The organism is Streptomyces sp. NPDC020422 (genome assembly GCF_044386705.1).
Classification (GTDB): Bacteria; Actinomycetota; Actinomycetes; order Streptomycetales; family Streptomycetaceae; genus Streptomyces.
The window spans coordinates 183,148-200,926 of record NZ_JBIRVJ010000010.1; the positions used below are offsets into that span (position 1 = coordinate 183,148).

At 73.4% G+C, this 17,779-nt stretch carries 17 protein-coding genes and 1 tRNA gene; 13 read left to right on the forward strand and 5 right to left on the reverse strand.

Annotated features, from left to right (window positions below; translation table 11 throughout):
• Nucleotides 1-15 precede the first annotated feature (15 nt).
• From galU to ACH414_RS27090, 7 genes are all read left to right on the forward strand, one after another.
• Nucleotides 16-915, forward strand: coding sequence for a UTP--glucose-1-phosphate uridylyltransferase GalU (gene galU / locus ACH414_RS27060; RefSeq protein WP_382541845.1), 900 nt, complete (start codon nt 16-18; stop codon nt 913-915).
• A gap of 4 nt (nt 916-919) precedes the next feature.
• A complete protein-coding gene (gene glp, locus ACH414_RS27065; protein ID WP_386566187.1) occupies nt 920-2,263 on the forward strand; it encodes a gephyrin-like molybdotransferase Glp in 1,344 nt (447 codons plus the stop codon).
• 57 nt (nt 2,264-2,320) lie between these two features.
• Nucleotides 2,321-2,806 (forward strand): cyclic pyranopterin monophosphate synthase MoaC, encoded by a 486-nt coding sequence (gene moaC, locus ACH414_RS27070; RefSeq protein WP_382541850.1) that lies wholly within the window; start codon nt 2,321-2,323, stop codon nt 2,804-2,806.
• Between the two features lie 95 nt (nt 2,807-2,901).
• Nucleotides 2,902-3,441, forward strand: coding sequence for a molybdenum cofactor biosynthesis protein B (locus ACH414_RS27075; RefSeq protein ID WP_382542232.1), 540 nt, complete (start codon nt 2,902-2,904; stop codon nt 3,439-3,441).
• Nucleotides 3,438-4,055, forward strand: coding sequence for a GNAT family N-acetyltransferase (locus tag ACH414_RS27080; protein ID WP_382541853.1), 618 nt, complete (start codon nt 3,438-3,440; stop codon nt 4,053-4,055). Before ACH414_RS27075 ends, ACH414_RS27080 begins: the two co-directional genes overlap by 4 nt.
• Nucleotides 4,056-4,189: 134 nt before the next feature.
• A complete protein-coding gene (glpR, locus tag ACH414_RS27085) occupies nt 4,190-5,251 on the forward strand; it encodes a gephyrin-like molybdotransferase receptor GlpR (RefSeq protein WP_382541856.1) in 1,062 nt (353 codons plus the stop codon).
• 97 nt (nt 5,252-5,348) lie between these two features.
• A tRNA-Ala gene (locus ACH414_RS27090) sits at nt 5,349-5,422 on the forward strand.
• Nucleotides 5,423-5,485: 63 nt separating this feature from the next.
• Here the strand turns inward: ACH414_RS27090 and ACH414_RS27095 are convergent.
• From ACH414_RS27095 to ACH414_RS27105, 3 genes are all read right to left on the reverse strand, one after another.
• Entirely contained in the window at nt 5,486-5,626 is a 141-nt protein-coding gene (locus ACH414_RS27095; RefSeq protein WP_398943696.1) for a class I SAM-dependent methyltransferase, read from the reverse strand.
• A 254-nt stretch (nt 5,627-5,880) separates the two neighbouring features.
• Nucleotides 5,881-6,864, reverse strand: a complete 984-nt coding sequence (locus tag ACH414_RS27100; protein ID WP_386566191.1) for a trypsin-like serine peptidase — start codon at nt 6,862-6,864, stop codon at nt 5,881-5,883.
• A 135-nt stretch (nt 6,865-6,999) separates the two neighbouring features.
• Nucleotides 7,000-7,500 (reverse strand): GNAT family N-acetyltransferase, encoded by a 501-nt coding sequence (locus tag ACH414_RS27105; RefSeq protein ID WP_398943699.1) that lies wholly within the window; start codon nt 7,498-7,500, stop codon nt 7,000-7,002.
• A gap of 41 nt (nt 7,501-7,541) precedes the next feature.
• Here ACH414_RS27105 and ACH414_RS27110 point away from each other — a divergent pair, with 41 nt between their 5' ends.
• Nucleotides 7,542-8,345, forward strand: a complete 804-nt coding sequence (locus tag ACH414_RS27110) for an exodeoxyribonuclease III (protein ID WP_382541873.1) — start codon at nt 7,542-7,544, stop codon at nt 8,343-8,345.
• 38 nt (nt 8,346-8,383) lie between these two features.
• On the opposite strand, the gene ACH414_RS27115 is transcribed toward ACH414_RS27110, so the two are convergent.
• Complete coding sequence (locus tag ACH414_RS27115) at nt 8,384-9,016, reverse strand: MerR family transcriptional regulator (RefSeq protein WP_382541876.1); 633 nt, start codon at nt 9,014-9,016, stop codon at nt 8,384-8,386.
• Between the two features lie 499 nt (nt 9,017-9,515).
• Here ACH414_RS27115 and ACH414_RS27120 point away from each other — a divergent pair, with 499 nt between their 5' ends.
• From ACH414_RS27120 to ACH414_RS27140, 5 genes are all read left to right on the forward strand, one after another.
• On the forward strand, nt 9,516-11,042 hold the full coding sequence (locus tag ACH414_RS27120) for a flavin-containing monooxygenase (RefSeq protein ID WP_382541879.1): 1,527 nt from the start codon (nt 9,516-9,518) through the stop codon (nt 11,040-11,042).
• The gene (locus ACH414_RS27125) at nt 11,039-11,941 is read left to right on the forward strand and encodes an alpha/beta fold hydrolase (RefSeq protein WP_398943703.1); all 903 of its coding nucleotides are present in this window, start codon (nt 11,039-11,041) and stop codon (nt 11,939-11,941) included. The genes ACH414_RS27120 and ACH414_RS27125 overlap by 4 nt, the downstream gene beginning before the upstream one ends.
• Nucleotides 11,938-12,819: an SDR family oxidoreductase gene (locus tag ACH414_RS27130; RefSeq protein WP_382541885.1), complete on the forward strand. Its 882-nt coding sequence runs from the start codon at nt 11,938-11,940 to the stop codon at nt 12,817-12,819. The genes ACH414_RS27125 and ACH414_RS27130 overlap by 4 nt, the downstream gene beginning before the upstream one ends.
• Before the next feature lie 110 nt (nt 12,820-12,929).
• Entirely contained in the window at nt 12,930-13,136 is a 207-nt protein-coding gene (locus tag ACH414_RS27135) for a hypothetical protein (protein WP_382541888.1), read from the forward strand.
• A gap of 141 nt (nt 13,137-13,277) precedes the next feature.
• Nucleotides 13,278-13,817 (forward strand): GNAT family N-acetyltransferase, encoded by a 540-nt coding sequence (locus tag ACH414_RS27140; protein WP_398943706.1) that lies wholly within the window; start codon nt 13,278-13,280, stop codon nt 13,815-13,817.
• Here ACH414_RS27140 and ACH414_RS27145 read toward each other — a convergent pair.
• Entirely contained in the window at nt 13,760-17,539 is a 3,780-nt protein-coding gene (locus ACH414_RS27145; protein ID WP_398943708.1) for a S41 family peptidase, read from the reverse strand. The two genes, ACH414_RS27140 and ACH414_RS27145, sit on opposite strands and share 58 nt — an antisense overlap.
• Nucleotides 17,540-17,779: the final 240 nt, after the last annotated feature.

Sequence of the window (17,779 nt, forward strand, 5' to 3'; positions counted from 1 at the left end):
GCTAGGGTGCAGCGCATGACTCAGACGCCGCCCCTCACCAAGGCTGTCATCCCTGCCGCCGGCCTCGGCACCCGGTTCCTCCCGGCGACCAAGGCGACGCCCAAGGAGATGCTCCCGGTCGTCGACAAGCCGGCGATCCAGTACGTCGTGGAGGAGGCCGTCGCGGCCGGGCTCTCGGACGTGCTGATGATCACCGGCCGCAACAAGCGTCCCCTGGAGGACCACTTCGACCGGAACTACGAGCTGGAGGAGGCGCTCTCCCGCAAGGGCGACGAGGAACGCCTGGCGAAGGTCCAGGAGTCGAGCGACCTGGCGACCATGCACTACGTACGCCAGGGCGACCCGCGCGGTCTCGGCCACGCCGTGCTGTGCGCGGCCCCGCACGTGGGCGACGAGCCGTTCGCCGTGCTCCTCGGCGACGACCTGATCGATCCGCGGGACCCGCTCCTCGCGCGGATGGTCGAGGTGCGCGAGCGCTTCGGCGGCAGCGTCGTGGCGCTGATGGAGGTCGAGCCGTCCCAGATCCACCTCTACGGCTGCGCGGCGGTCGGCCCGACCGGCGAGGCGGACGTGGTGAAGGTGTCGGGCCTGGTGGAGAAGCCCGAGCCGGCGGAGGCACCCAGCAACTACGCGGTCATCGGCCGTTACGTCCTGGACCCGGCCGTCTTCGGCATACTGCGGGAGACCGAGCCGGGCCGCGGCGGCGAGATCCAGCTGACCGACGCCCTGCAGAAGCTCGTCCAGGACGAGCGGGTCGGCGGCCCGGTCCACGGCGTCGTCTTCAAGGGCCGCCGCTATGACACCGGGGACCGCGGGGACTATCTGCGTGCCATTGTCAGACTGGCGTGCGAACGTGAAGATCTGGGACCGGACTTCCGGACCTGGCTCCGCAGGTACGTCAGCGAGGAGATGTAGCACCTTGAGCAGCAGTACGGCACCGTCGGCCCACGGCCCGTCCGACCCCTGCGCCGGCCCCGCCCGCGGCCTGTGGTCCGTCGACGAGCACCTCGACGACATCCTGGCGGCGGTCGCCCCGCTCGAGCCCATCGAGCTGCAACTGCCCGAGGCCCAGGGCTGTGTCCTCGTCGAGGACGTCACGGTGCCGGTCTCGCTGCCGCCCTTCGACAACAGCTCCATGGACGGGTACGCGGTGCGGGTCGCCGACGTCGCCGGGGCGAGCGAGGAGTTCCCGGCCGTCCTCACCGTCATCGGCGACGTGGCCGCGGGCGCCGGCGGCCTGCCCGAGGTCGGCCCCGGGCAGGCCGCCCGGATCATGACCGGCGCCCCGCTGCCGCCGGGCGCCGAGGCCGTCGTCCCGGTCGAGTGGACCGACGGCGGTACGGGCGGGGGAGCCGCCGGTGCGATGCGCCCGGCGAGCGCCGCCCCGGAGGGCGCGGCCGGCGAGGTCCGCGTCCACCGCGAGGCGGAGGCCCGCGCCCACGTGCGGGCGCGCGGCAGCGACGTCCAGGCCGGTGAGCTCGCCCTCGCGGCGGGCACGGTCCTCGGCCCGCCGCAGATCGGCCTGCTGGCGGCGATCGGCCGCGGCACGGTGCGGGTCAGGCCCCGCCCGCGCGTGGTCGTGATCTCCACCGGCAGCGAACTGGCACAGCCCGGCGAGCCGTTGGCCGAGGGCCAGATCTACGACTCCAACAGCTTCGCCCTGGCCGCCGCCGCGCGCGACGCCGGAGCCCTCGCCTTCCGGGTCCCGGCGGTCGCCGACGACGCCGAGTCGCTGCGCGCGGCGATCGAGGACCAGCTGATCCGGGCCGACCTGATCGTCACCACCGGCGGGGTCAGCGTCGGCGCGTACGACGTGGTCAAGGAGGCGCTGACGGCGGACGGGGAGGTCGACTTCCGCAAGCTGGCCATGCAGCCGGGCAAGCCGCAGGGCTTCGGCATGATCGGCCCGGAGCACACCCCGCTGCTCGCCCTGCCGGGCAACCCGGTCTCCTCGTACGTGTCGTTCGAGCTCTTCGTCCGGCCCGCGATCCGCGCCCTCATGGGGCTGGCCGACCGGGCGGACACCGCGCGGCCGACGCTCCGGGCGGTGCTGGAGACGGACCGGTCGCTGTCCTCGCCGGCCGGGCGGCGCCAGTTCCTGCGCGGGACGTACGACGCCGCCTCGGGCACCGTCACCCCCGTGGGCGGAGCCGGCTCCCATCTGATCGGTGCGCTCGCGCACGCGGACGCGCTGCTCGTCGTACCGGAGGAGGTGACCGCCGTCGAGCCCGGCACCGAGCTGGACGTGGTCCTCCTCGGCTGAGGAGGCCCTGGTGGGGGTACCGTGTCGTCCCACACAGCGACCGGGAGTGTCACCGCCATGAGCACGCAGCAAGGACTCACCCACATCGACGAGGCGGGGGCGGCCCGCATGGTCGACGTCTCCGCGAAGGACGTCACGGCCCGCACCGCCCGCGCCAGCGGCCGCGTCCTCGTCTCGCCGCGCGTGATCGAGCTCCTGCGCGGCGAGGGCGTGCCGAAGGGCGACGCCCTGGCGACGGCGCGGATCGCCGGGATCATGGGGGCGAAGAAGACCCCGGACCTGATCCCGCTCTGCCACCCGCTGGCCGTCTCGGGCGTCACGCTGGACCTGACGGTCGCGGACGACGCGGTCGAGATCCTGGCTACCGTGAAGACCACGGACCGCACGGGCGTCGAGATGGAGGCCCTGACGGCGGTGTCGGTGGCGGCGCTGACCGTCGTCGACATGGTCAAGGCGGTCGACAAGGGCGCCGTCATCTCCGACGTCCGGGTGGAGGAGAAGACGGGCGGCAAGTCGGGCCACTGGACGCGGAGCGCGTCGTGACCCGCGCGGGGCGCGTGGCCGGGGCCCACGACCACGAGCACGACCACGAGCACGGTCACGGGCGCGGTCACGGGCGCGAGGAGCACCCGCCGGCGGTGCTCGACGCCGGTGTCGGCGGTGCCCTGCTCGCCCCGTACGCCGCGCTCGTCGTCACCGCCTCCAACCGGGCGGCCGCCGGGGTCTACGAGGACAAGGGCGGCCCGCTGATCGCCGAGGCGCTGCGGGCGCTGGGCTTCGCCGTGGACGGCCCGCAGGTCGTCCCGGACGGCGCGCCCGTCGAGGCGGCGCTGCGCGCCGGGGTCGAGGCGGGGTACGACGCGATCGTCACCACGGGTGGTACGGGCATCTCGCCGACCGACGAGACCCCCGAGGTCACCCGCCGCGTCCTCGACCGGGAGATCCCCGGCATCCCGGAGGCGATCCGCGCGTACGGCCGGGAGAAGGTGCCGACGGCGGCGCTCTCGCGCGGGCTCGCCGGGGTCGCCCGGGGCACGCTGATCGTCAACCTGCCCGGTTCGACGGGCGGGGTGCGGGACGGACTCGCGGTCCTGGAGCCGCTGCTGGTCCATGCCGTGGACCAGATCCGCGGCGGCGACCACCCGAGACCGGCGTCGGAAGCGGGCCCGGAGTCATGATCCCGTCCTGGCCCGTGGTCCTGGTGGACGGCGATGTGCTGCTCCGCCCGATAAAGATGCGCGACCAGCGGGCCTGGCGCGAGGTGAACCGGCGCAACCGGGACTGGCTGCGTCCCTGGGAGGCGACCGTCCCGCCGCCGGGCCCCGGCGGCCCGGTCGCGCAGCGCCCCACGTACCGCCAGATGGTCCGTCATCTGCGGTCGGAGGCGAACGCGGGGCGGATGCTGCCGTTCGTCATCGAGTACCAGGGGCGTCTGGTCGGGCAGTTGACGGTCGCGGGGATCACCTGGGGCTCGATGTGCTCGGGGCACGTGGGCTACTGGGTGGACAGCGAGGTGGCCGGGCGGGGCGTGATGCCGACGGCGGTCGCGCTCGCCGTGGACCACTGCTTCCGGACGGTGGGGCTGCACCGGATGGAGGTCTGCATCCGCCCGGAGAACGGCCCCTCGCGGCGGGTCGTGGAGAAGCTGGGCTTCCGGGAGGAGGGGCTGCGCCCCCGCTACCTCCACATCGACGGAGCCTGGCGGGACCACCTGGTCTTCGCGCTGACGGCGGAAGAGGTGCCGGAGGGGCTGCTGCGGCGCTGGCACCAGGCGCGCCGCCAACACCACTGATTGACATGGATGTTCGAATAAATCCTCTATCGATCTGAACAATCACAAAAAAGTTCAGTGATATGAGCCAGATCGTGCGACACACCGGCCCAATTGGCCGATGCCTCCCTCGGAACCCCTCTACCGTGTGAGGCGTGAGCAGCAGCGGCCTCATCTACGCAGTCATCGTCGGGGCCTGGGCCGCCTACCTGGTGCCGATGTGGCTCCGCAGGCAGGACGAGCTGAACGAAGCCCGTCCGACGGAACGCTTCAGCACCGCCATCCGGCTGCTGTCCGGACGGGCGGGAATGGAGCGCCGGTACGCCAAGGAGCTCAAGGGTCGGGATCGTGCGGCGGAGGGTACGGCGCCCGAGGTGGACCCGGACGCGGCGACCGAGCATCTGAGCTCGGTCGACGTCCGGGGCTTCTGCGCGCCCGCGGCCAGGACGGAAGCCCGCCTGGAGATCCCCGAACCGGTCCCGACGGCCCCCACCCAGGTGCAGCCCCAGGCGCCCGCCCCCGCATCGGCCCGGCGTACGCCGAGCGCGGCCGCGGAGCGGGCCCGCAGGGGCAAGGCGCTGGCCCGGCGCAGGCGCACCACGGTGCTCCTCTTCCTGGCCTTCACCCTCGGCTCGGTCGTCGCGGCCGTCGGCGGCCTGGCCTTCCTGTGGGCGCCCGGCGTCCCGGCCGTGCTCCTGAGCGCGTACATCGTGTACCTGCGGGTGCAGGAGCGTCGGCGCTTCGTCTACGTGATGGACCGCCGCAACGCCGAGGCCGCGGCCGCCCGCCTGCGCGAGAGCCGTCGCCCCGCCCCGACGCCCGAGCCGGAGGCCGCCGAGACCCCGGCGCCCGCCCCGGCCGTCTCCCCGCAGGAGGCGGGCCGGCGCGCCCTGGTGGAGCAGACGGACCACGCGGAGTGGGTGGACCAGCAGCGCGACCGCGGCCCGGCCCGCGGCGACAGCTGGGAGCCGGTCCCGGTCCCGCTCCCGACCTATGTCACCGCCCCGGTCGCCCCGCGCGCCTCGGGCGGGGTCGACATCACGGACCCGGAGACCTGGAGCGCGGCCCGCTCCTCGACGGCGGCGGACCCGACCCCGCCCCCCGCCCCGGCCCCGCGCCAGCGCACGACCCCGCCCCGCACCCGCCGCGACCACGGCCGGACCCCGCTCTTCGACCAGTACGCCGACGACGACCGCCCCCGCGCGGCCAACGAGTGACCCCTCAGCCGGGGGCCTGCGACGGCCCCCGGCTGACCTGCGGGGGAGCGGATTTCCAACATCGCCCGTAGGGATGCTAATGTTTCACACGTCGCAAGGGCCTGTGGCGCAGTCTGGTAGCGCACCTCGTTCGCATCGAGGGGGTCTGGGGTTCAAATCCCCACAGGTCCACAGACACAGAGGATCCCGTCCGATCGCAAGATCGGGCGGGATCCTCTGCTTTTCATGTGGTGATCACCGTTTCAGGGAGCGGGCGACCGCGATCATCGCGCCGGAGACGTCGACGCCGTGCACCTCGGCGGCGCCGCGGCGCTTGAACTCGCGGCTGTAGTAGCCGGTGCCGCAGGCCGGGTCGTCGTACAGCTGACCGCTCATCGCGCTGTTCCCCTCCGTCAGGTGGCGTCGGCCTGGGGCAGGCCGCGGTCTCTGGCGAAGAGTCTCCTCCCGGGGGCCGGAGGGGCTGCACTGACCGAAACTCCGAAGATCGGGAGGCGAGTTGGTCGTGTGGTTCTCGGGGGGAGGGGCCGGGCGGTGGTGGGATCGCATGAGCGGCGGGCGGGCGGGGGTGTGGCTCCGCCCCGGCCGGTGGGGCCGGGGCGGAGTGGAAGGGGCGGAAGGGGGTGCGTCGGTCAGGACGTCTGGGCCTTTGCGTAGAGGTTCTGGGCGTCCGTGCCGAAGTACGGGCCGAACATGCGGTTCGGCAGGAAGTTGTAGCCGAAGCTGTTCACGGAGGCCTGCAGGCCCGTGCCCGTCGCCTCGTTGAACGACACGAACCAGGGGCCGCCGCTGGAGCCGCCGGTCATGTTGCAGCCGAGGCCGTGGTCCTGCGAGAGCAGGAAGTCCTTGGACGAGTTGCCGGAGCAGTAGACCAGCTTCGTTCCGTCGTACGGGGACGCGGCCGGGAAGCCGAACGCGTACATCGGCTTGTTGTAGCCGCCGTTGAACTGGATGCCCTGCGCGCCCGTGACCGACGTGAGGGTCCGGCCGTTCAGCGGGGCGACGACCGCCGCGCCGACGTCGTAGTTGATGTCCTCGCTCGCCTCCCACTGCGGGGTGGTGAGCGTCTTCGTGGCCGTCCACTGGCCGTACGGGGCGTTGCCGTCGGCGTACGCGGGGACGAAGACCCAGTTGGTGTGCCAGGCGCCCTGGTACTTGACGCAGTGGCCCGCCGTGATGACCGTGCTGGCGTTCTGGCTGGTGACGGCGTTGCCCGAGCAGGAGGCCGTGCGGCCCTGGAAGGTGAAGAAGACGCGGCCCGAGGTCTTCACCACCGCGCCGCCGGACGTCCACGCCCCGCCGGCCTGGGGGAAGGCGGTCGGGGTGGACGCGTCCGCCGCCGGGCTCGTCGCCGGGATCGTCGTCGGGGTCGAGGAGCGGGCGACGGCGGCCGGGTGGCCGGTCGGGTGGGTGAGCCCGAGGTCGAGCGGGGTTGCCGCACGCATGCGGGCCGGGGTCCAGAAGGCCGCGGCCTGGCGCTGTGCCGGGGTGGTGAACGAGTGGCCCGTGTCACCGGCGTTCGCGGTGGCCTGGGCCGTGCCCGGTGCGGCCAGGCCGAGGGCCGCGAGGGCGCCGGCGGTGAGCAGGGCGGCTGTGGCGAAGCGATGGCGTCTCACGCATGTCTCCTTCTGCCGGGGCAGGTGGGGGATGAGAATGCGGTGCGGATCGTTGTGCTTGCGCGCAGAGCAGCGTGCCAGAGCTTCGGTGGTTTGTCAGGGGCGCGTCACGGCCAATCTCGGCGGGGAGCGCCCTCAGAGCTGCTTCGCGAAGCAGCGGCTGTTCGGGTAGTCCCGGTAGTAGCCGAACTTCGCGCACGGCTCGTAGCCGCTGGAGGTGTACAGCGCTATCGCCTCCGGCTGGGCCGTGCCCGTCTCCAGGACCATGCGGGTGCGGCCCGCCGCGCGGGCGTCGGCCTCCAGGGCGGCGAGGATCCGGCGGGCGAGGCCCAGACCGCGCGCCTCCGGGATCACGTACATGCGCTTCAGCTCGGCGTCGCCGTCCGCGTAGCCCTCGTCGTTCGCCTCCTGGGAGCGCCAGCCGCCGGTCGCGACCGGGTGGCCCTCGGGGGCGTACGCGATCAGGTAGAGGCCCCTGGGCGGGGCGAACATCGTCGCGTCGAGCGGTGTGAGATCGCCCTCACCCTCCCCGTCGTCGTCCGCGTAGCGCTCGGCGTACTCCAGCTGGACGGCGTCGTTGAGCTTGACCGCGTCCGGGTGGTCGTAAGGGGTGGGGCGAATATCCACGCGATGCATCGTACATGTATGCGGTGCCTGGGTGTCGGTATTCTCCCCGGATGCTCACTGTGACGTCCGTGAATGTCAATGGTCTGCGCGCCGCCGCCAAGAAGGGCTTCGTCGAGTGGCTCGCCCAGACCTCCGCCGACGTGGTCTGCCTCCAGGAGGTGCGCGCCGAGGAGGCGCAGCTGCCCGCCGAGGTCCGCGCCCCCGAGGGCTGGTTCACCGCCCACGCGCCCGCCGCCGCCAAGGGGCGCGCCGGCGTCTCGCTCTACACGCGGCGCGAGCCCGACGCCGTACGGGTCGGCTTCGGGGTCGCGGAGTTCGACGCCAGTGGGCGCTATGTCGAGGCCGACCTGCCCGGCGTGACCGTCGCCAGCCTCTATCTGCCCTCCGGCGAGGTCGGCACCGAGCGGCAGGACGAGAAGATCCGCTTCATGGACGCGTTCCTGCCGTACCTGAAGGAGCTCAGGGAGCGCGCCGCCGCCGACGGCCGCGAGGTCGTCGTCTGCGGCGACTGGAACATCGCCCACCGCGAGGCCGACCTCAAGAACTGGAAGGCCAACCAGAAGAGCGCCGGCTTCCTCCCCGAGGAGCGGGCGTGGCTGGGCCGGGTCTTCGACGAGGGCGACGGCGGGTACGTGGACGTCGTCCGCGCCCTCCACCCGGACCAGGAGGGGCCCTACTCCTGGTGGTCCTACCGCGGGCGGGCCTTCGACAACGACACCGGCTGGCGGATCGACTACCAGGTCGCCACGCCCCGACTCGCCGGGCGGGCCGTCAAGGCGTTCGTCGAGCGGGCCGCCACCCACGCGGAGCGGTGGAGCGACCACGCGCCCGTGACCGCCGTCTACGAGCTGTAGCCCCGGGGGCCCTCGGGCCCCGGGGGCGCCGGGGCCCGTCAGGCGGTGCCGGGCGGGTCCGGGCGCAGGCGCCGGTCCAGGGCCAGTGAGAGTTCCGCCTCGACCACGCTCTTGGCCAGTGGCCGCAGCTTCTGGAGGTCCCGGTCGGCGGCGTACGTGCCGAGCAGCTCCGTGAAGAGTTCGGCCAGCGCCTCCGCGTGCTCGCGGACCTTGCCGCCCGCGGCCAGGACGGCGGCCAGCGGGACGCCCTCGCGGACGAGGGCGGCGGAGACGTCGAGCAGGCGCCGGCTGACGTGGACGATGTCCTCGCCGTCCGTGGCGAGATAGCCGAGGTCGAGCGCGGCGGCCAGGTTCTCCGGCGTCACCTCGCCGGCGAAGTGGTCCGCCAGCTCCTCCGGGGTGAGCCGGACCGGCTCCTCCTCGGTGGGGGTGCCCAGCTCCAGGACCTCGCCGACGTCGCGTCCTGACTCGAAGGCGGCGGTGAGGTCGGCGATCCCGTTGAGGGTGTGGCCGCGGTCGAGCAGGGCCGCGATGGTGCGGAGCCGCGCCAGGTGGCGCTCGTCGTACCAGGCGATGCGGCCCTCCCGGCGGGGCGGCGGTATCAGTCCCCGCTCGCGGTAGAAGCGCAGGGTGCGCACGGTGATTCCGGCCGCCTCGGCCAGGTCGGCCATGCGGTACTCGCGCGGGGCGGGCGGTGCCGGTGCCTCAGGCTCGGTGGCGGGGGTGGCTGTGGCCGTGGCTGTAGTCGGGGCCGTGGTCGTGGCCGTAGCCGTAGTAGTCGGGGGCGTAGTCGGCGCCGTGGCCGTGGTCGGGGGTGTGGTCGTGGCCGTAGGCATGGGCTCCGGCTCCGAGGTCCCGGCCTCCGTGCCCGTGGCCTGCGCTTCCGAGGTCCCGGTCTCCGTGCCCGTGGCCTGCGCTCCCGAGGTCCCGGCCTCCGTGCCCGTGCCCGTGGCCTGCGTGTGCGGTGCTGACGGGTTCGGTTTCGGCTCCGGGGCGGTCCCCGCGGTCCCCGCCCGTTCTGCTGATCGTTTCGCCACGCTCGCCAGCCTATGTTGTACCGCCGGTAACTTTCCCGGCCCCGACCCCTACCGCTCGGTATGCCGCTGCTCTACAGTCCCGATTGTGCCAGTGATTGCTGGCGGAATCTTGGCCGGGCGCACGGGAGGCGGCATGGCGAAGCACGAGCACGTACGGGTGGCGGTGATCGGATCGGGATTCGGCGGACTCGGCGCCGCCGTCCGGCTGCGCCGCGAGGGGATCACCGACTTCGTCGTCCTGGAGCGCGCCGACTCCGTGGGCGGCACCTGGCGCGACAACAGCTATCCCGGCTGCGCCTGCGACGTCCCCTCGCACCTCTACTCCTTCTCCTTCGCGCCCAACCCCGACTGGCCCCGCACCTTCTCGGGGCAGCGCCACATCCGCGCGTACCTGGAGCACGTCACCGACACCTTCGGGATCCGCCCGCACCTGCGGCTCGGCCACGAGGTGACCCGGATGGTCTGGGACGAGGACGAGCTGCGCTGGGAGATCGAGACGAGCCGCGGCACCTTCTCCGCCGACGTCGTCGTCTCCGCCACCGGGCCGCTCTCCGACCCCAAGATCCCCGACATCCCCGGGCTCGACGGCTTCACCGGCAAGGTCTTCCACTCCGCGCAGTGGGACCACGACTACGACCTCACCGGCAAGCGGGTCGCGGTCGTCGGCACCGGCGCCTCCGCCATCCAGATCGTCCCGGCGATCCAGCCGAAGGTCGGCAGGCTCACCCTCTTCCAGCGCACGCCCCCGTGGGTCATGCCCCGCGCGGACCGCGCCATCAGCGCCCCCGAGCGCTGGCTGCACCGGCAGCTGCCGTTCACCACGGTCGCCCGCCGCGGACTGCTCTGGGGCATCCGCGAGCTCCAGGTCAGCGCCTTCACCAAGCGCCCGGGAGAGCTGGGCCTGGTCGAGGGGCTCGCCAAGGCCAACATGGCCAGGGCGATCAAGGACCCGGCGCTGCGGGCCAAGCTGACCCCCTCGTACCGCATCGGCTGCAAGCGCATCCTGCTCTCCAACTCCTACTACCCCGCCCTCGCGCAGCCCAATGTCGACGTCGTGGCCTCCGGTCTCAAGGAGGTCAGGGGCGGCACCCTGGTCGCCGCCGACGGGACCGAGACCGAGGTCGACGCGATCGTCTTCGGCACCGGCTTCCACGTCACCGACATGCCGATCGCCCCGCGGGTCATCGGCGCGGAGGGGCGCTCCCTCGCCGACCACTGGAAGGGCGGGATGGAGTCGCTGCGCGGCGCGACCGTCGCCGGCTTCCCCAACTGGATGACGATCATCGGGCCCAACACCGGCCTCGGGAACTCCTCCATGATCCTGATGATCGAGTCCCAGCTGAACTACATGGCCGACTACCTGCGCCAACTCGACACCCTCGGCGGCCGGTCCGCCCTCGCCGCCCGGCCCTCCGCCGTCGGTGCCTGGAACCGCAAGGTGCAGGCCCGGATGGAGCGGACCGTGTGGAAGGCCGGCGGCTGCGAGAGCTGGTACCTCGACGCCAACGGCCGCAACACCACCCTGTGGCCCGGCACCACCGGCGAGTTCCGGCGCGAGACGCGGACCGTGGACCTCGCCGAGTACGAGGTGCTGCGGATCCCCGCCAAGCCGCAGTCGGCCCGTCGTACGGCGACGCGGAAGAAGGAGACCGCCAAGTGAGCCCCGCCCCGCGCGAACTGACCGCGCTCTCCGCCGACGGCTCGACCCTGCACGTCGAGGTGTACGGCCCCGAGGGCGCCCCCGCGGTCGTCCTCGCCCACGGCTGGACCTGCTCGACCCGCTTCTGGGACGCGCAGATCCGGGACCTCTCCGTCGACCACCGGGTCATCGCCTACGACCAGCGCGGCCACGGGCGCAGCCCGGCCCCCGCGCCCGGCGGCAAGGGCTATGCGACGGAGGCGCTCGCCGACGACCTTCAGGCCGTGCTCGCGGCCACCCTCAGACCCGGCGAACGGGCCGTGGTGGCGGGGCACTCCATGGGCGGCATGACGGTCATGGCCGCGGCCGGCCGGCCGGAGCTGCGGACCCGCGCCGCCGCCGTCCTGCTCTGCTCGACCGGGCCCTCCCGGCTCGCCGCCGAGTCCCTGGTCCTCCCGCTGCGCGCCGGCGGGCTGCGGACCCGGCTGACCCGCGCGGTGCTCGGTGCGAAGGCGCCGCTCGGGCCGGTCACGGCCGTCTCGAAGAAGATCCTCAAGTACGCGACGATGGGACCGGGAACGCCCCCCGACCGGGTCGACGCCTGCGCCCGGATCGTGCACGCCTGCCCGCGCGGGGCGCGCGTCGGCTGGTCGCACGTCCTGGCCGGACTCGACCTGGAGGCGGGGGTGCGGGAGCTGCGGCTGCCCGTGGCCGTGCTCGTCGGCACCGCCGACCGGCTCACCCCGCCCGTCCACTCCCGCGCGATGGCCGCCGTCCTGCCGCACTGCACGGGACTGGTGGAGCTGCCCGGGATGGGGCACATGACACCGGTGGAGGCCCCGGAGGCCGTCACCGCGCAGATCCGCGAACTGACGCTCACCTACCTGGGCGCGAAGCAGAACGAGGAGGCAGGGGCATGAGCAGGGTCAGCCTGGAGGGGCAGGTCGCGGTCGTCACCGGGGGAGCCCGCGGGGTCGGCGAACTCCTCGCCCGCAAGCTCTCCGCGCGCGGCGCCAGGATCGCGCTGGTCGGTCTCGAACCCGAGCTCCTGAAGGAGGTCGCCGGGCGGCTGCACACCGAGGCCGACTGGTGGCACGCGGACGTCACCGACCACGAGGCGATGGCGAAGGTCGCCGCCGAGGTGAAGGAGCGCTTCGGCAAGGTCGACATCGTGGTCGCCAACGCGGGTGTCGCCGCGGGCGGTCCGTTCGTGGACTCCGACCCCGTCGCGTGGCGGCGGGTGATCGAGGTCAACCTGATCGGCGGCGCCGTCACCGCCCGGGCGTTCCTGCCGGTGCTGATGGAGTCCCGCGGCTACTTCCTGCAGATCGCCTCGCTCGCCGCGATGACGCCGGCGCCGATGATGACGGCGTACTGCGCCTCCAAGTCCGGCGTGGAGGCCTTCGCGCACAGCCTGCGCGCGGAGGTCGCGTACAAGGGGGTGAAGGTCGGCGTCGGCTACCTCTCCTGGACCGACACGGACATGGTGCGGGGCGCGGACCAGGACGACGTGATGAAGGAGCTGCGGCAGCGGCTGCCGTGGCCGTCGAACCGCACCTACCCGCTCGGCCCGGCCGTCGACCGGATCGTCGCGGGCGTCGAGCGCCGCTCGGCCCATGTCTACGCCCAGTGGTGGCTGCGCGGGATGCAGTCGACCCGCGGCTATCTGCCCGGGATCATCGCCACCGTCGGGCAGCGCGAGATGCGGCGCTTCGAGCCGCGGCTCGGCTCGGTCTCCAAGGGCCTGGTGGGCGCGGGAGGGGCAGCGGACGAACAGGAGCGCGGCGAGCGGGTGTGACGCTGCGTATCCGGTCGAGGTGCGGAGGGTGACCTGCCGTGCCACGCTGGTCGAGGCCCAAGGGGCGACAAGGCCCCCTACCCCTCACACCCTTCTAGGAGTGAATGTTCATGGGCATCAAGGACCAGTTCCAGGACAAGGCGCAGGAGCTCTCGGACCGGGCCAAGCAGGCCGCGGGGTCGAAGAAGCAGGAAGCGTCCGAGCGTGCCTCGCAGGCCAGGGACCGTGCTCAGCACGAGTCGGACCGTGCTCGGCACGAGTCGGACCGGGCCCGCCAGGAGGAGCAGGACCGCTTCGACATGGACTACGACGCCTGACGTCCGTCCTGTGAGGAAGGCGCACCCGGGACGCCGGGTGCGCCTTCGCGCGTAGGCGGCCCGTTTCCTCCGCGCCGCGGACGGACTCTGCCTGTGGATAACTCCCTGCACGAAAGCGGGGAGTTACGTACCGTGATCCTCATGTCCGCGAACGAGCCCGTACTTGAGCGCATCCGACCCGATCACGCGCCCGCCCTGCTCGCCTTCGAGCGGGAGAACAGGGCCTACTTCCTCGCGTCCGTCCCCGACCGGGGGGACGCCTACTTCGCCGAGTTCGACGAGCGGCACCGCGAGCTGATGGACGCCCAGGAGGCGGGGGAGATCCACTTCCACGTCCTCGTCGCCGAGGACGGGGAGATAGTCGGCCGGCTGAATCTGAACGACGTCGACCAGGCGGACGGCAGCGCCGAGCTGGGCTATCGGCTGGCCGAGAAGGCCACCGGGCGCGGGCTCGCGACCCGCGGGGTGCGCGCGCTGTGCCGGCTGGCGCGCGAGGAGTACGGCCTGAGACGGCTCACCGCCGTCACCACCCTGGACAACGCGGCCTCCCGGGCGGTGCTCGCCCGGGTCGGCTTCGGCGCGGTCGGCGGCGTGACCCTGGACGACGGCGGGCCGGGCATCACCTACGAGCTGGACCTCGGCGGCAGTTTCGGCCGGGAGTGGTCCGGCAGCCCCTCGTAGCCAGGGGGGCTCGCCGCGGGGGTCTCCTCCAGCAGCGCGAGGGCGATGTGCACGGCGTCGTCGAGCTGGGCGTAGCGGCCCTCGGCCCAGTCGAGGGGGGTGCGCAGGACCGCGAGGTCCGGTTCGACGCCGTGGTTCTCGATGGACCAGCCGTACTCGGGGAACCAGGCGGCGTTCATCGGCACGGTGATCTGGGTGCCGTCGCCGAGCCGGTGGCGGCCCGTCATGCCGACGACACCGCCCCAGGTGCGCTGGCCGACGACGGGGCCGAGGCCGAGCAGCTTGAACGCGGCGGTGATCATGTCGCCGTCGGACGAGGTGGCCTCGTCGGCGAGGGCGACGACGGGTCCGCGGGGGGCGTTGGAGGCGTACGAGACGGGCTGGGCGTTACGGGTGAGGTCCCAGCCCAGGATGCGGCGGGTCAGCTTCTCTATGACCAGCTCGCTGATGTGGCCGCCGGCGTTGCCGCGCACGTCCACGATGAGGGCCGGCCGGGAGACCTCCATGCGCAGGTCGCGGTTGAACTGGGCCCAGCCGGAGCCGCCCATGTCGGGGATGTGCAGATAGCCGCAGCGGCCGCCGCTGAGCTCCCGGACCACCGCACGCCGTTTCGCCACCCAGTCCTGGTAGCGCAGCGGGCGTTCGTCGACGAGCGGGACGACGGCGATGCGGCGGGAGCGGCCCCCGGACTCGGCGGCCTGGAAGGTGAGCTCGACGGTCGTGCCGCCGGTGCCGGAGAGCAGCGGGTAGGGGCCGGCGACCGGGTCGACGGGGCGCCCGTCGACATGGGTGAGGACGGCGCCCTCGCGGATGCCGGTGCCGGCGAGGGGGGAGCGGGCCTTGGAGTCGGAGGAGTCGCCGGGCAGGATCCGCTTGACCACCCAGCGGCCGTCGCGGAGCACGAAGTTGGTGCCCAGCAGGCCCTGGGCGCGCTGGTAGTGCGCGGGACCCTCGTTGCGGCGGGCGGGGGTGACGTACGCGTGGGAGGTGCCGAGTTCGCCGAGGACCTCGCGCACCAGGTCGGCGAACTCGTCGGGGGAGGCGCACCGTTCGACCAGCGGGCGGTACTGGTCGAGCACCGCCGTCCAGTCGACGCCGCCCATGTCCGGCTCCCAGAAGTAGGCGCGGATGATCCGGCCGGCCTCGTCGAAGGCCTGCCGCCACTCGGCCGCCGGGTCCACCTCGTGCACGATCCGGCGCAGGTCGAGGTAGACGGTGGAGTCGGAGTCGCCAGGCTCGGTGGCGGGGACGGCGCGCAGTTCGCCCTCGTCGACGACGACGAGCCGGGAGGCGTCACCGCTGACCGCGAACCAGTCGAGGTGGGTGACGAGTTCGGTCTTGCGGGCCTTGGTGATGTTGTAGTGCTCCAGGGTGGGCCTGGGCGAGGGGTCGGAGGGATTGGCGAAGGTCTCGCCGAGCGCACCGGAGATCGGCCACCGCAGCCAGACCAGACCGCCGCCGGCCACCGGGTGCAGCGCCGAGTACTTGGAGGCGGTGACGGGGAAGGGCGTGACCCGGTCGGCGAGCCCCTCGATCTCGACGGTGACCGTCCCGTCGCCGGTGCCGGCCTCCTCGTCGGCGGGGTCCATGCCGCCGGCCGCCGGCCGCCCGTCGGGCAGCAGGGCGAACGGGGAGGGGGTCGCGGAGGAGAGCGGTACGAGATAGGGGCGGCAGCCCAGCGGGAAGGAGAGGTCGCCGGTGTGCACGTCGTACACCGGGTCGAAGCCCCGCCAGGAGAGGAAGGCGAGATAGCGCCCGTCGCGGGTGAAGACCGGGTTCTCGTCCTCGAAGCGCCCGTTGGTGACGTCGACGATGGTGGGGGCGCCCGGTCCGGAGATCCGGGCCATCTTGATGGACCGCAGGGAGCGCCCGATGCCGGGGTGCGACCAGGTGAGCCAGGCCCCGTCGGGGGAGAAGGCGAGGTCGCGGACGGGGCCGTTGACGGAGCGGATGAGCTCGGTGACGAGCTCGTCCGGGGCGGCGCCCTCGCTCCCGCCGGAGCCCGCCGAGGGCTCCTCCTCGGCGCTCTCCTCAGGGCCCGCCGTGCCTCCCGCGGGGCTTCCCGCGGGGCTTCCCGCGGGGCTTCCCGCGGGGCTTCCCGCGGGGCTTCCCGCCGTGCCTCCCGCGGGGCCTCCCGCCGGGCTTCCCGCGGGGCTTCCCGCGGGGCTTCCCGCGGGGCTTCCCGCGGGGCTTCCCGCGGGGCTTCCCGCGGGGCTTCCCGCCGGGCTTCCCGCGGGGCTTCCCGCGGGGCTTCCCGCCGGGCTTCCCGCGGGGCCTCCCGCCGTGCCTCCCTGCTGGGCAGCCGTCGGGCCTCCCTCCTGGGCACCCGTCGGGCCTCCCTTCCGGGCTGCGTCCAGGTCTCCCTCCGGCTGTTCTTCCGGGTGCCCCTCCGAGTGCCCCTCCGAGGCCCCCGAGTGCCCCTCAAAGGCCCCCTCCAAGCCCGCCGCCAGGCCCTCCTCGGCTTCCTCCGTGGTGTCGATGAGCAGCAGTCGTCCGTCGTCGGAGGCGATGGCGAGCCGTTCGCCGTCGGGGTCGGAGACCATCTCCTCGACCCTGCCGAGCCGCCCCGCGGCGAGCCGGCGCGGCTCCCGGTCGCCGCTGGCGCGCGGGAGGTAGGCGATCTCGATGGCGTCCTCGCCCTCCGCGTCCGTGACGTACGCGACCTGGCCGCCGCTGCCCAGCATCTCGGGCAGCCTGACCCGTACGCCAGGGGTGTCGGCGATGGTGCGGGCCGGGCCGTCGCGGTGGGTCAGCCAGTAGAGGCTGCCGCGGACCGTGACGGCGCTGGCCCGTCCGGTCTCGTCGACGGAGAGGCCGTCGACGTGGTGGGCGGTCGGCACCTGGTAGGGCCGGCGGCCGGCGCGCGGTCCGCCGAGCCGGACCTCCAGGCGGCGGGGCCGGGAGTCGGCGGTCAGCTCGTCGACGATCCACAGCTCGCCGGCGCACTGGTAGACGACCCGGCGCCCGTCGCTGGAGGCGTGCCGGGCGTAGAAGTCGGCGTGGTCGGTGTGCCGGCGCAGGTCGGTGCCGTCGGGCAGGCAGGAGTACAGGTTGCCGATGCCCTCGTGGTCGGAGAGGAAGGCGATCCGCTGACCGCCGCCCTCGCCCTCGGGCGCGGCGACGAACATGGGCGAGTCGAGCTGCCCGCCGAGCTCTTCGAGGAGCTGCTCGCCGTGCAGCCAGAGGCGGCCCATCGCCCCGCCCCGGTAGCGCTTCCAGGAGGCCGGCTCGTGCGGCGGCCGACCGGTGAGCAGCAGGGTGCGGCGCTGTCCGTCCAGGTCGGCGACGGCGATGTCGGAGACCGGGCCCCAGGGCATCCGGCCCCCGGGGGAGCCGTCGGTGGGCACGGTGTAGGCCCAGGAGAAGTACGAGAAGGGCTGGCCGTGCGAGGAGACGGCGAGGATGTCGCCCTCGGGGGACCAGCCGCAGACCCGGGTGTCGGTCGACCCCCAGTAGGTGAGCCGCCGGGCCGGGCCGCCGTCGACCGGCACGAGATGGATCTCGGGGTCGAGGCTGCGCCAGTTCGTGTACGCCAGATGGCGCCCGTCGGGGGAGAAGCGCGGGTGGCCGACCCGGGTCCGGTCGACCGTGACCCGCCAGGCCCGTCCTGGGCGGTGCCCCTCAGGCACGAGCGGGGCGACCCAGAGGTCGTCCTCGGTCGCGAAACAGAGCAGCTCGTCGTGCAGGTGCGGGAAGCGCAGGTACGCGAGGTCGTCACTCACCTCCTCATGCTTTCCGCGCGAGGGGGGTGCGGCAACTCGTACGTGTGAGCGGGGTGTGGTCGCAGAGCGGTCGGGCGGAGGTCGGACGGAGGTCGGGCTGAGGTCGGAGCCCGGCCTGGGTGCGGTCGGAGCGCGGGCCGGGGTGCGGTCCGGATGTGGGCGAGGACACGTACGAAACGGTTTCGTTTCGTTGGGCGCGGGGGTATCTTCGTACTGTACGAAACCGTTTCGTTCGGTCAG